Consider the following 13,374-nt stretch of genomic DNA (forward strand, 5'->3'; position numbering starts at 1 on the left):
GGCCCGGGCACCAAGTCACCCCCCTCGGAAGGAGGTTCGATGGGCCACTACGTCCTCCGGCGCGTGCTCCAGATGATCCCGGTCTTCTTCGGTGCCACGTTCCTGATCTTCATCATGGTGTACACCCTGCCGGGCGACCCGATCGCGGCGATGTTCGGCGACAAGGCCGCCGATCCGGCGACCGTGGCCAACCTGCGCCACCAGTACCACCTCGACGAGCCCTGGTGGAAGCAGTACCTGATCTACCTGGGCAACGTCTTCCAGCTGGACTTCGGCACCAGCTTCACCGGCCGCCCGGTGTCCGAGATCATGGCCGACGCTTTCCCGGTGACCATCCGGCTGGCCCTGGTCGCCTTCTTCTTCGAGATCGTGATCGGTCTGCCGCTCGGCCTGCTGGCCGGCCTCAAGCGCGGCTCCTTCGCCGACACGGCGGTGCTGGTCCTGACCCTGATCGTCATCTCGATCCCGGTCTTCGTGCTCGGCTACATCGCTCAGACCGTCTTCGCGATCAACCTCGGCTGGGTCACCGCCACCGTCCAGGACTCCACCGACATCCTCCAACTGATCCTGCCGGGGCTGGTGTTGGCCTCACTCTCACTGGCGTACGTGGCCCGGCTGACCCGGACCTCGATCGGCGAGAACCTGCGGGCCGACTACATGCGGACCGCGGTCGCCAAGGGGCTGCCCCGACGGACCGTCATCGGCCGCCACCTGCTGCGCAACTCGCTCATCCCGGTGGTCACCTTCCTGGGCACCGACCTGGGCGCGCTGATGGGCGGCGCGATCGTCACCGAGGGCATCTTCAACATCGCGGGCGTCGGCAACATCCTCTACAAGGCGATCCGGACCAAGGAGGGCCCGACCGTGGTGGGCATCGTCACCGTGCTGGTGATCGTCTACCTGGTCGCCAGCCTCCTGGTGGACCTGCTGTACGCCGTCCTGGACCCGAGGATCCGTTATGCCTAGCAAAGACCTCCCCGACGACCACGACCCCCTGCGGCGCATCCCGCCGACCGACAGCGACCACCTGGACTACGTCGGCCAGCAGGGCCTGGCGGTGGCGCAGGACACGTTGATCGAACCGGACCCGGTCAAGCGCGAGGAGGCCCGCAGCCTCTGGGGCGACGCCTGGCGAGAGCTGCGACGGCGGCCGATCTTCGTCATCTCGGCGGTGCTGATCGTGCTGCTGGTGCTGATCGCGATCTTCCCCGGGCTGTTCACCGACACCGACCCGCGCCAGGCCGACCTGTCCCGGAACTACCTGCGCAAGCCGGACTGGGCGGACGTGTTCGGGGCCGGCTGGTTCGGCTACGACGGCCAGGGCCGCTCGATCTACTCCAGGGTGATCTACGGGGCCCGCGCCTCGATCATCGTCGGCGTCTTCGTCACCCTCGCGGTCACCCTGCTCGGCGGGGTGACGGGCATGGTGGCCGGGTACTTCGGCGGCTGGGTGGACGCGGTGATCTCCCGGGTCATCGACATCTTCTTCGGCATTCCGCTGCTGCTCGGCGCGTTGGTGCTGCTGAACGCCTTCACCACCCGCACCGTCTGGTCCGTGGTGATCGCGCTGGCCGTGCTGGGCTGGACCCAGCTGGCCCGCGTGATGCGCGGCTCGGTGCTCACCGTCAAGCAGGCCGACTACGTGGTGGCCGGCAAGGCGCTCGGCGCCGGCACCTCCCGGTTGATGCTCCGTCACATCCTGCCGAACGCGATCGCGCCGGTGATCGTGGTGGCCACCATCGCGCTCGGCGGCTACATCACCGCCGAGGCGACGCTGAGCTTCCTCGGCATCGGCCTCCAGGACCCGACCATCTCCTGGGGCGTGGACATCTCCTCGGCCCAGCGGGTGATCCGGACCGCGCCGTTCGCGCTGTTCTTCCCGGCCGCTGCGCTCTCCGTGACCGTGCTGGCCTTCATCATGATGGGCGACGCGGTGCGCGACGCCCTCGACCCGAAGCTGCGCTGAGCGAGGGGACCGCACCGATGAGTACTGCTGTCGACACCACCAAACCCGCCCGCGAGGCGCCGTACCAGGGCCCGCTGCTCGACGTCCGGGACCTGCACGTCGAGTTCAAGACCCGGGACGGGCTGGTCAAGGCGGTCAACGGGGTCAACTACAGCGTCAGCGCGGGCGAGACGCTGGCCGTGCTGGGCGAGTCCGGCTCCGGCAAGTCGGTCACCGCCCAGGCCATCATGGGCATCCTGGACATGCCGCCGGCCCGGATCCCGCAGGGCGAGATCCGCTACCGGGGCCAGGACATGCTCACCATGGACAAGGAGGCGAGGCGGCAGATCCGGGGCCAGAAGATCGCGATGATCTTCCAGGACGCGCTCTCCTCGCTCAACCCGGTGCTGACCGTGGGCTTCCAGCTGGGCGAGATGTTTCGGGCGCACAAGGGCAGTTCGCGCAAGGAGGCCAAGGCCAAGGCGATCGAGCTGATGGACCGGGTCCGGATCCCGGCCGCCAAGGACCGGGTGGGGGACTACCCGCACCAGTTCTCCGGCGGCATGCGCCAGCGGATCATGATCGCGATGGCGCTGGCGCTGGAGCCGGACCTGATCATCGCGGACGAGCCCACCACCGCGCTCGACGTGACGGTGCAGGCCCAGGTGATGGACCTGCTGGCCGAGTTGCAGGCCGAGTTTCACATGGGCCTGATCCTGATCACGCACGACCTCGGCGTGGTCGCGGACGTCGCGGACAAGATCGCGGTGATGTACGCGGGCCGGATCGTCGAGACCGCGCCGGTGCACGAGCTGTACGCCCGTCCGGCGCACCCGTACACCCGGGGGCTGCTGGACTCCATTCCGCGGCTGGACCAGAAGGGCCAGGAGCTCTACGCGATCAAGGGCCTGCCGCCCAACCTGCTGCGGATCCCGCCGGGCTGCGCGTTCAACCCGCGCTGCCCCCGGGCGCAGGAGATCTGCCGTCAGGAGGTGCCGAAGCTGTTCCAGGTCACCACCCCGGAGGGGGCCGAGGTGGCCGGCCGGCAGAGTGCCTGCTTCTTCTGGAAGGAGACCCTCGGTGACGCCTAACGGAGCCAGTGCGCTCGGCACCACGGTGCCGGAGGAGGTGGCCTTCCAGCAGGAGGTGCCGAAGGGCGAGCCGATCCTGGAGGTCCGCGGCCTGGTCAAGCACTTCCCGCTGACCAAGGGCGTGCTGTTCAGGAAGCAGGTCGGTGCGGTCAAGGCGGTCGACGGGGTCGACTTCGACCTGATGCAGGGTGAGACCCTGGGCATCGTCGGCGAGTCGGGCTGCGGCAAGTCCACCCTGGCCAAGGTGCTGATGAACCTGGAGCCCGCCACGGCCGGGTCGGTCCGGTACAAGGGCGAGGAGATCTCCAAGCTCTCCGGCGCCGCGCTGAAGGCGGTGCGCCGGAACATCCAGATGGTCTTCCAGGACCCGTACACCTCGCTGAACCCCCGGATGACGGTGGGCGACATCATCGGCGAGCCGTACGAGATCCACCGGGAGGTGGCGCCGAAGGGCGACCGGCGGAAGGCCGTGCAGGACCTGCTGGACGTGGTCGGGCTCAACCCCGAGTACATCAACCGGTACCCGCACCAGTTCTCCGGCGGGCAGCGGCAGCGGATCGGGATCGCGCGGGGGCTGGCGCTCAAGCCGGAGATCATCATCTGCGACGAGCCGGTCTCGGCGCTGGACGTCTCGGTGCAGGCCCAGGTGATCAACCTGCTGGAGCAGCTCCAGACCGAGTTCAACCTGTCGTACATGTTCATCGCGCACGACCTCTCGATCGTCCGCCACATCTCCGACCGGGTCGGCGTGATGTACCTCGGCAAGATGGTCGAGATCGGCACCGATCTGGAGATCTACGACCACGCGATCCACCCGTACACCCAGGCGCTGCTGTCGGCGGTGCCGGTGCCGGACCCGGCGGCGCGGGCCGACCGGGACCGGATCGTGCTGGTGGGCGACGTGCCGTCGCCGGCCAACCCGCCGTCCGGCTGCCGGTTCCGGACCCGGTGCTGGAAGGCGCAGCCGAAGTGTGCGGAGGAGGTGCCCGAACTCACCGTCCGGCCCTGGCTGCACGAGCTCGCGGCGCACGACTCGGCCTGCCACTTCGCGGCGGAGCGGGAAGACGACCTGAAGAAATGACGAAAGGGCCGCCCCGGTGGGGCGGCCCTTTCGCGGTGCTCAGTCCTTCGAGAGGCGGGGCTCCGGGACGGCGGTGATGGTGCCCTCCTCCGGGAAGTGGCAGGCCGTCAGGTGGCCGTCCGCGTTGCCGGAGAGCTGCACCAGCGGCGGCTCCTCGGTGGCGCACTTGTCCTGCGCCTTCCAGCACCGGGTGCGGAAGCGGCAGCCGGACGGCGGGTTGATCGGCGACGGGACGTCACCGGTCAGCCGGATCCGCTCGCGGACGTCGTCCGGGTCGGCCTCGGGCACGGCGGAGAGCAGCGCGTGGGTGTACGGGTGCCGGGGGCTCTCGTACAGCGACTTGCGGTCCGCGATCTCGACGATCTTGCCCAGGTACATCACCGCGACGCGCTGCGAGAAGTGCCGGACGATCGAGAGGTCGTGCGCGATGAACAGGAAGGCGATGCCGAGGTCCTTCTGCAGCTGCTGCAGCAGGTTGACGACCTGGGCCTGGATCGAGACGTCGAGCGCGGAGACCGGCTCGTCGGCCACGATCAGCTTCGGGCTGAGCGAGAGCGCGCGGGCCACGCCGATGCGCTGGCGCTGGCCGCCGGAGAACTCGTGCGGGAAGCGGTTGTAGTGCTCCGGGTTGAGACCGACCGTCTCCAGCAGCTCCTGCACCCGGTTCTGGATGCCGCCCTTGGGGTTGATCCCGTTGATCTCCATCGGGGCGCCGATGATGGCACCGACGGTCTGACGCGGGTTCAGCGACGAGTACGGGTCCTGGAAGATCATCTGGATCTCGGACCGGATCGGCGCGAGCTGCTTGCGCGAGGCGTGCGTGATGTCCTGGCCGGCGTACTTGACGGTGCCGCCGGTGGGCTCCAGCAGGCGGGTGACCAGGCGGCCGGTGGTGGACTTGCCGCAGCCGGACTCGCCGACCAGGCCGACCGCCTCGTTCGCGTGCACGGTGAGGTCGATGCCGTCGACCGCGTGCACGGCGCCGACCTGGCGCTTGAACAGGAAGCCGTTCATCACCGGGAAGTGCTTCTGCAGCCCGGAGAGCTGGAGCAGCGGCTCGCCGGCCGGAGCGGTGGGGCCGGCGGTCTGGTCGAGGGTCAGTTCGTTGCTCATGATGTGTCGCCGGTCCCTCTCAGCCGAGCCGCGGCTGGATCTGGTCGATGAAGATGTCCTGCTTCTGCGCGGTGGACAGGTGGCAGGCGGTCGCGTGACCGGTTTCCGGGAGGAGCAGCGGACGCTCGGTGGTGCACCGTCCGCCGATGACCTGCTCGCGGTGGTCGCAGCGCGGGTTGAACGGGCAGCCGGTCGGCAGGTTGATCAGGCTGGGCGGGGTGCCCCGGACCGGGCGCAGCGGCACGTCGACCGGGCCGGTCAGGTTCGGCATCGAGGACAGCAGGCCCCAGGTGTAGGGGTGCTGAGGGGCCTTCAGCACCTCGCGCACGGTGCCGCGCTCGATCGCCCGGCCGGCGTACATCACCATGATGTTCTGCGCGGTCTTGGCCACCACACCGAGGTCGTGGGTGATCAGGATGATCGCGGTGCCCATCTCCTGCTGGAGGTCCTTGAGCAGGTCCAGGATCTGGGCCTGCACGGTGACGTCCAGCGCGGTGGTCGGCTCGTCCGCGATGACCAGGGCCGGGTTGCAGACCAGCGACATGGCGATCATCGCGCGCTGGCGCATGCCGCCGGAGAACTGGTGCGGGTAGTCGTCCACGCGGGTGGTCGGCTGCGGGATGCCGACCTTGGTCAGCATCTCGATCGCGCGGTCGCGGGCTTCCTTCTTGCTCGCACCGGTGTGCTTGCGGTAGGTCTCGCTGATCTGCTTGCCGATGGTGTGGAACGGCGACAGCGCGGTCAGCGGGTCCTGGAAGATCATCGACATGGTGTGGCCGCGGAGCTTCTCCAGCTGCTTGACCGGTGCGCCGACCAGCTCCTGGCCGTTCAGCTTGATCGAGCCGGTGATCTCGGTGCTGTCGGGGTTGTGCAGCCCGAGCACCGCCAGGTTGGTCACCGACTTGCCGGAGCCGGACTCGCCGACGATGCCGAGGGTGGTGCCCTGCTCGACCTCGAAGGACAGGCTGTCCACGGCCCGGACCACGCCGTCCTCGGTGCTGAAGCGGACCGAGAGGTCGCGGACTGAGAGGAAGGGCGAGCTGCCGCCGGTGCTGGCGGCCGCCTCCTCGGGCTTGGCCTGGGTGGTCATGGACGGGGCTCCTCGGTGTGGTACGTGAGGTCGGAACGGCTGGGTCGGCCAGGGGTGTCGGCCGGGTCAGGCCAGACGGATGCGCGGGTCGATCAGAGCGTAGGCGGCGTCGACGAGGATGTTGAAGACCACGATCAGGGTCGCGGCCACCATGGTCACACCGACCAGCATCGACAGGTCGGAGTCGACGTACGCGCCGATGGCGAGCGAGCCCAGACCGTGCATGCTGAACGTGGTCTCGGTGATGATCGCGCCGCCGAGCAGGACGCCCAGGTCGATGCCGAAGACGGTGACGATGGTGCCCATCGCGCCGCGCCAGGCGTAGCGGAGGAAGACCGAGCTGCCCGACATGCCCTTGGCCCGGGCCGTCCGGACGAAGTCCTCGGAGAGCTGCTCGACCATCGAGGAGCGGGTCATTCGGGTGTAGTTGGCGGTCCAGATCAGCGACAGCACGATCCACGGGACCAGCAGGCCGGTGAACCAGCCGACCGGGTCCTCGGTGAACGGGACGTACGCGGGCTGCTTCAGCAGGTCGGTGCTGTAGACCAGGGCCCAGAGGGCGAGCGGGCCGGCCACGTAGATCTGCATCGAGCTGGCGACCAGCGAGGCGGTGCTGGCGATCTTGTCGAGCGGCTTGCCCTGCTTCTGGGCGGCCAGCATGCCGGTGCCGATCCCGAAGATCAGGAAGACCACCACGGAGCCGAGGGTCAGCGAGAAGGTGGTCGGGAAGCGGTCCAGCAGGACGTCGGTGATCATCTCCTGCTTGACGTACGAGTACCCGAAGCAGGGGGCGTCGCAGTGCCCGGCGGCGAAGTCACGACCGGCGAAGATCCCGGTGAACCAGTGCCAGAACTGCATCGGCACGGACTGGTCGAGCTCCATGCTGTGCCGGATCAGGGCGAGGTTCTCGGGGGTGCAGACCTTGCCGCAGGAGAGGCGCGCCGGGTCCGCCGGAATGGCGAAGAACAGCGCGAAGGTGACCATGCTGATGATCAGCAGGATGACGAGTGCGCCGAGGGAACGGCGGACGAGGAAACGGAGCATGGGGTCGGGCTCTCCTGGTCGAGGCGCGCCGGCTGCGAGTGCGGTGGGCGGAGCTGGGCGGTTGGGCAGAGGGGACCTGCCGGTGGGGCACCGGCCTCAGTGGATGTCGAGGCCGGTGCCCCACCGCGGGCTACTGCGGAGTTCCGGTGACGACTACTTGACGTAGATGTTCAGCGGGGACTGCAGGCCGAACAGGGTGTCGAACTTGACGCCGCCGAGGCCCGAGCCGTACAGGCTGAGCGAGCGCTGGTACACGTCCGGGATGGACGCGGCCTTCGACTGGAGCTTCTTGTCGATGGCGGCCCAGGCCTTGCCCTGCGCGACCGGGTCCGCGATCTTGACCGCGTCCTTCATCGCCTGGTTGATCTCCGGGTCGTTGAAGTGCGCGTAGTTGGCCGCACCGTCGGCGATGGCCGCGCCGTCCCAGACCGGCTGCAGCGAGGTGTAACCGGTCGGCCAGTCGGCACCCCAGCCGCCCCAGTACAGGTCGTACTCGTTGTCGACCAGACCGATGGCGTCGTAGTAGGTCTTGGCGTCGAGCGGCTTCGGGACGAACTTGAAGCCGGCCTTCTCCAGGGCGATGCGGATCGCCTCGGTGACCTTCTGCTGGGTCGGGGTGTTGTTGTAGGCGTAGACGATCGTCTGGCCGGCCGCACCCGCGTCGGCGAGCAGCTTCTTGGCCGCCTCCGGGTCGCCCTCGGGCTTCTTGAGGATGTCGTACTGGTCGTTCGCCTCGTAGCCGAGCACGGTCGGGCTGGTGTACGACGTCGCGTAGTCGCCGTAGCTGGTGCCACCCTGCAGCTGACGGGTCTGCTGGTGCGGGAAGGCGCGGATCAGGGCCTCGCGGACCTTCTGGTCCTTGATCCGGGTGTTGTTGATGTAGTAGTAGTCGACGTACGGCGTCAGGCCCTCGAGCGTGCGGGGCTTGAGCTTCTCGTCGGCCTTGACCTGGTCGATGAAGCTGGGGTGGACCTGGTTGTGGAAGCTGAACGCCAGCTTGTCGCCGCCGTTGTCGGCCATGAAGCGCTCGGTCGACTGCTGCGACTGGACGCCGAACTCCATGTGCCACTTGTCCGGGTACGCGTTCCGGATCGGGTCGGTGGCCGGGTCCCAGTTCGGGTTGCGGACGAGGTCGAGCGACTTGTCGGTGACGTGCTCGGCGATCTGGTACGGGCCCGAGGAGAACGGCTTCTTGTCGTACGCCTCCTTGGTGTCCTGAGCCTTCGGCACCACGCCGTAGCCGGTCATCGCCAGGGTGAAGTTGGCGTCCGGGTGGATGTCCGCGAAGGTGAAGACCACGGTCTTGGCGTCCGGGGTCTGGATCGCGTCCAGCTCCTGGCCCTCGTACGGGCCGGGGTACGCGGCGCGGTACTTCTCGTTGGTCAGCCACTGCTGGATGTACGTCGGGCCGGACTTGATGAACGGCGCGAAGGTGCGCTCGACCGAGTACTTGACGTCGGCGGAGGTGATCGGGGTGCCGTCCTGCCACTTCACCCCGTCCTTCAGGGTGAACTTCCAGGTCTTGCCGCCGTCGGTGGTGGTGCCGGTGTCGGTGGCGAGGTCACCGACGAGCTTCTGGCTGCCGTCCGCCAGGTACTTGTAGCCGGTCAGCTGACGGGTGAAGAGCAGCGAGGCCTCGCTGTTGTAGTTCAGGTAGACCTGGGCCGGGTCGAGGTGCGAGAAGTCGTCGCGGTCGATCATCGTGACCGTGCCGCCCTTCTTCGCACCGGGCTCGGCGGGGGCCGGGCCGGCGGAGTCGGCAGCGGTGCCCACCGTGATCGTCGTGGCGCCGACGGACTTCGAGGCGGCCGGCTTGCCGTCGCTGTTCGAGTGACCGCTGGAGCACGCGGTCGTGACGGTGAGTGCCCCGACAACCATGACGGCGGCGGCGAGCCTCCGCGACTTACGAGCGTTCATGTTCATCCTGCCTGTGTGGAAGATGCGTGATATTCGGTGGGTTGCCCGGGGCGGGCGTGCCGATCCCCCCGGAGTCTGTGGGTGCTACTCGGTCGTCAGCGCTTGGTCTTCGGGTCGAAGGCGTCGCGGACGGAGTCGCCGAGCAGGTTGAAGGCGAGGACGAAGAGCACCATCGCCAGGCCCGGGAAGAGCAGGAAGGTGATGTCGGTCCGGAGGTAGCCGGCGGCCGCCGCGATCATGCGGCCCCAGTCCGGGGTCGGCTCGTTGACGCCGACGCCGAGGTAGGAGAGGCCGGCTTCGGCGGTGACGAAGGCGGGGAGCGACAGGGTGCTCTGCACCAGGATCGGCGTCCACAGGTTGGGCAGCAGCTCCCGGAAGATGATCCGGAAGGGCGAGGCCCCGGTCACCTTGGCGGCCTCGATGAACTCGCGCTCGCGCAGCGACAGGGTGGTCGCGCGCAGGATGCGGGCCAGGCCCATCCAGCCGAGCAGCGACAGCACGATGGTGACCGCGACGAAGGGCAGCCAGTCGGGCTGCTTCTCCTCGGGGGAGACCAGCAGGCTGATCACCACCGGCATGGTGGCGATCAGGAAGATCTGGGACGGGAACGACATCAGGATGTCGATCACGCGACCGATGAAGTAGTCGGTCTTGCCGCCGAGGTAGCCGGACGCGATGCCCAGCGCCACGCCCAGCACGGTGGTGAGCAGCGAGGTCGCGAAGGCGATCAGCAGCGAGGTCCGGATGCCGTAGACCAGCTGCATGAAGACGTCGCGGCCGAGGCCGGGCTCCAGGCCGAACCAGAAGTCACCGCTCATGCCGCCGTTGGGCCCGGTCGGGAGACCGGAGTCGGTGAGCAGGCCGGGGGTGTCCTGGCCGTAGGTGGTGATCGGGTCCTTGCCGTAGATCATCGAGATCAGCGGCGCACAGATCGCGACCACGATGAAGAACAGCACGATCGCGGCGCTGACGATGCCCGTCCGGTCGCGCATGAAGCGACGCCACATCAGCTGGCCGGGGGAGAGCCCGCGGAAGACCGGGGCTGACACGTTGTCGGCCGGCGCGATGGTGTCGGCCGTCCCGAGTGTGTCGGCCTCGGCCGTGGCCTTGGTGGGGTTAGTCATGGTGCTGGAGCTCCCGCCCGGGGTGTAGCGGCTGCAAAAAGGTGATCGCACGGACTCTTGCAAGTCGTTTATCGAACGTCAAGAGTTCCCCAGTTGCTGGCCGTGCATTTCTTGGTTCGTGTTGGAATATCAACCACTTCGTAGTTCCAGACACCTTGACAAGCGCCCAGCGATACGGTCAAAAACGGACAGACAGTGACAGAATGCGTTCACGCGTCCGTAACCCGAACTTCGCAACTCCGGTATCAGGACGGACCGTTCGTAGTTTCGGCTATGTGATGCGCGTAGACCCCATGTCCGGTTTGGCAGTAATTGCAGGTAATGTCCAGTGCAATTGCATGTCCGATTATCGGACACTGCCGCTTTGTTGGGCCCAGCAGGGAATTTGGGGGCCATCGGGCCAATTCAACCGGGGCCGTTGTCACGCACGGTTGCTGGCAAATTCACGCCACTGGCGAGTATTCGCCGTCCGGCGGAGCCGAAAAGCGCGGGTCGGGACCGTGTGGTCCCGACCCGCGCCGGGCCTGAGCGGGGCTCAGGCGAACTTGTACGCCCTGGTGCCGGTCTTGTCGAGGACCGAGGCGATGCCGTCGGCGACGTCCTGCGGGGTGATCGGGACCTGGGCGGTGCCCTTCTTGGTCTTGCTCTTGCTGAAGGCGCCGTCCAGCTCCGCCGTCAGCTTCTCGATGTCCCAGGTCAGGACGACCTTGCCGGAGGCGTCCGGGGCCAGCGTGAGCACCTTGGCGGCGATCGCCCTGGTGAAGTCCCAGCGCTTGGTGCCGGCGGTGACCGAGACCGGCCCGTTGGTGACCTGCTTGCCGAGCGACTCGGCGGCGGCCTTCAACGCGTCCTCGGAGACCTTCGGCTGAGCCGCCGTCACCGGGACGGTCAGCACCGCGTCCGGCTGCCCGGTGGCGCGGGCCCGGAAGGCCTGCTCGACCTGGTCCAGCGCGGCGGCGGCGTCGACCTGCTGGCCGGCCTTGCCGGGGACCACCTCGGCCTTGCCGTCCGGGGTGAAGCGGACGAAGCCCTCCTGCAGGCCCTGGGTGGACTTGGCACCCAGGCCCTCCAGCGCGGCCTTCAGCTTGGCCCGGTCCACCCGTACCTCGGGGGAGACCGCGTTGCTGCCGCCGGTCAGCGAACCGATCACCTGGACCGGGTTGTAGCTGTGCCTGGTCAGCCCGTCCACCGTGGCGGTGGTGTCGAAGCTGAGCCCGGCGGCGATCGGGTCGAGGTCCACGGTCTGGTCGCCGAGCTTGAGCTTGAGCGGCTGCCGGCCGGTCTTGGCCACGGTGCCGTCCAGGGCGCTGACCGCCTGGTCCCGGGTGTCGCCGCCGATGTCGGTGCCGAGCACCGTGGTGCCCTTGGGGATGTCGGCCTGATTGAGCATCAGACCGGTGCCGTAGGCGGCCGCGCCGGCGAACAGCACCAGGACCACGCCGTAGGTGGCCAGCTTGCGGCCCTTGCCGCGGCGGACCGGGGCCTTGGCGGCACTCTCCTCGGCGGGCTCCGACTCGGTGTCGAACGGGTCGGGCTCCTGCTGGCCCCGTCCGGGGCGGACCGGGGTCCTGGCGGGGCCGTTGGCGACCGGCCCTGCGGGCCCGGCGGCAGTCTCCCCGGCGGGCTCCGATCCGGCGGCGGGAGCGGGACGGGCGGCACCGAACGGGTCGGCCGCCTGGCGCGGCCCGGTCGGACGGGAGCCGGGGAACGGCTCAGCGGGCTCGTACGGCCCCTCCGCGAACCGGCCGGGAGCGGCGGGCCTGGAGGCGGCGAACGGGTCCTGCGGGGCGCCCTGCGGGTTCGGGGCGAACGGGTCGGCCGGAGCCGGCGGGGCGGAGCCGAACAGGGCGGCACTGCCGGATATGGCACCCGGTCGGCCGCCGTGGTCGTCGAAGTCGTCCTGGATCGGGTCGAAGCCGCCGATCTGGGTGTCCTCCGGCTCGCCGGGGTGGCGGGCGGCGAACGGGTCGGCCGCCGGGGGGGCCTGACGGGCCGGCTCCTCCCGGAACGGGTCCGCCGCGTACGGGTCGGCGGCGTACGGGTCGTTCGCGAACGGAGCCTGGGGCCGCCGGTCGGCGAACGGGTCGTCAGGGCGGCCGCCGCCCACCGGCGGTGGCCCGCCGGGCGCGAACGGCGAGGCCGGGGCGCCGGAGGGGACCGGACCGGCCGGCATGCCCTGGTGGCCGGAGCGCGGCCCGGGCTGCGGGGCCTGCGGCTGCTGGGCGCCCGCCTCGGCGCGCGGCGCACCGGCGGCCACGGGGGCCTGCGGCGCCTTCTGCCGCGGCTTGAACCACTCGCCGGTGGGGTCGCTCTCGGCCGGTGCGGCCGGGGCCTCCTGCCACTCCGGCGGCAGGTTCGCCGGGGTGCTGGTCGGGGCGGTCGCGTCGACCACGCCGAGCACCGGCGAGGAGGCGGCGGCCGAGCGGTGCCGGGGCCCGGCGGGCTCGGCCGGGGCCGCCGCCTCGCCGCTCTTCACGGTGCTGCGCATGACGACGGGGGGGATCGGCCGGGAGCCGGGGATGTTGATCCGGACCCGGGTGGTCAGCGTGGTCTCGGTCTTGGGGACGTCGTCGCCGTCGGCCTCGCCCGGGCGGGCGGCCGCAGGCTGACCGGGCGGCGTGCCGAACGGGTCGGCGCCGAACCCGCCCGGGATGCCCGTGCCGTACGGCGGGGTGCCCGACGGGTAGGCGTCCGGCCCGGTGCGTCGGGGCGACGGATGCGCGCTGTCAGATTCGCGGCTGCTCAATGCTGCTCTGCTCCGGGTTCGCGGCCGCGCCGTGGGACGGCGGTCGCGGGTTGTGGGGTAGCGGTCCTGGCGGCGGTGGCGGGGCCACCGACCGGCGGGATCGAACACCCCTCCGACACCAGCTCTTCACATAGCTTCGGCAGGCCAGCAGGCCTGTCGCGGCACCACCTTACTGGGCAAACGGATACGGCGAACTGGTTCGGATAGAACCCGTTACGTCCGG

10 protein-coding genes are annotated in these 13,374 nt (G+C 69.4%); 4 read left to right on the top strand and 6 right to left on the bottom strand.

The window, feature by feature from the left end; all coding sequences use genetic code 11:
• The first annotated feature begins 39 nt into the window (after window positions 1-39).
• The 4 genes from ABT118_RS11445 to ABT118_RS11460 are packed head-to-tail and all read left to right on the top strand — an operon-like array spanning window position 40 to window position 4,117.
• On the top strand, window positions 40-966 hold the full coding sequence (locus ABT118_RS11445) for an ABC transporter permease (RefSeq protein ID WP_350659795.1): 927 nt from the start codon (window positions 40-42) through the stop codon (window positions 964-966).
• A complete protein-coding gene (locus tag ABT118_RS11450) occupies window positions 959-1,966 on the top strand; it encodes an ABC transporter permease (protein ID WP_350659811.1) in 1,008 nt (335 codons plus the stop codon). Before ABT118_RS11445 ends, ABT118_RS11450 begins: the two co-directional genes overlap by 8 nt.
• 17 nt (window positions 1,967-1,983) lie before the next feature.
• The gene (locus ABT118_RS11455; protein WP_350659827.1) at window positions 1,984-3,036 is read left to right on the top strand and encodes an ABC transporter ATP-binding protein; all 1,053 of its coding nucleotides are present in this window, start codon (window positions 1,984-1,986) and stop codon (window positions 3,034-3,036) included.
• A gap of 25 nt (window positions 3,037-3,061) precedes the next feature.
• Window positions 3,062-4,117, top strand: coding sequence for an ABC transporter ATP-binding protein (locus ABT118_RS11460; protein WP_350665084.1), 1,056 nt, complete (start codon window positions 3,062-3,064; stop codon window positions 4,115-4,117).
• A 39-nt stretch (window positions 4,118-4,156) separates the two neighbouring features.
• Here the strand turns inward: ABT118_RS11460 and ABT118_RS11465 are convergent, their stop codons facing one another.
• The 6 genes from ABT118_RS11465 to ABT118_RS11490 form a co-directional block, all read right to left on the bottom strand.
• Window positions 4,157-5,230, bottom strand: coding sequence for an ABC transporter ATP-binding protein (locus ABT118_RS11465; RefSeq protein ID WP_350659839.1), 1,074 nt, complete (start codon window positions 5,228-5,230; stop codon window positions 4,157-4,159).
• Between the two features lie 19 nt (window positions 5,231-5,249).
• Window positions 5,250-6,320: an ABC transporter ATP-binding protein gene (locus ABT118_RS11470; RefSeq protein ID WP_350659858.1), complete on the bottom strand. Its 1,071-nt coding sequence runs from the start codon at window positions 6,318-6,320 to the stop codon at window positions 5,250-5,252.
• A 66-nt stretch (window positions 6,321-6,386) separates the two neighbouring features.
• Entirely contained in the window at window positions 6,387-7,364 is a 978-nt protein-coding gene (locus tag ABT118_RS11475; protein WP_350659875.1) for an ABC transporter permease, read from the bottom strand.
• Window positions 7,365-7,517: 153 nt separating this feature from the next.
• Window positions 7,518-9,281 carry an ABC transporter substrate-binding protein gene (locus ABT118_RS11480; protein ID WP_350659886.1) on the bottom strand — a complete coding sequence of 588 codons (1,764 nt, stop codon included), beginning with the start codon at window positions 9,279-9,281 and terminating at the stop codon, window positions 7,518-7,520.
• A gap of 95 nt (window positions 9,282-9,376) precedes the next feature.
• Window positions 9,377-10,405, bottom strand: a complete 1,029-nt coding sequence (locus ABT118_RS11485) for an ABC transporter permease (RefSeq protein WP_350659900.1) — start codon at window positions 10,403-10,405, stop codon at window positions 9,377-9,379.
• Window positions 10,406-10,940: 535 nt separating this feature from the next.
• Entirely contained in the window at window positions 10,941-13,151 is a 2,211-nt protein-coding gene (locus ABT118_RS11490; protein ID WP_350659912.1) for a peptidoglycan binding domain-containing protein, read from the bottom strand.
• Between the last annotated feature and the right edge of the window lie 223 nt (window positions 13,152-13,374).

It is taken from the genome of Kitasatospora sp. NPDC002040 (genome assembly GCF_040296785.1).
Classification (GTDB): Bacteria; Actinomycetota; Actinomycetes; order Streptomycetales; family Streptomycetaceae; genus Kitasatospora.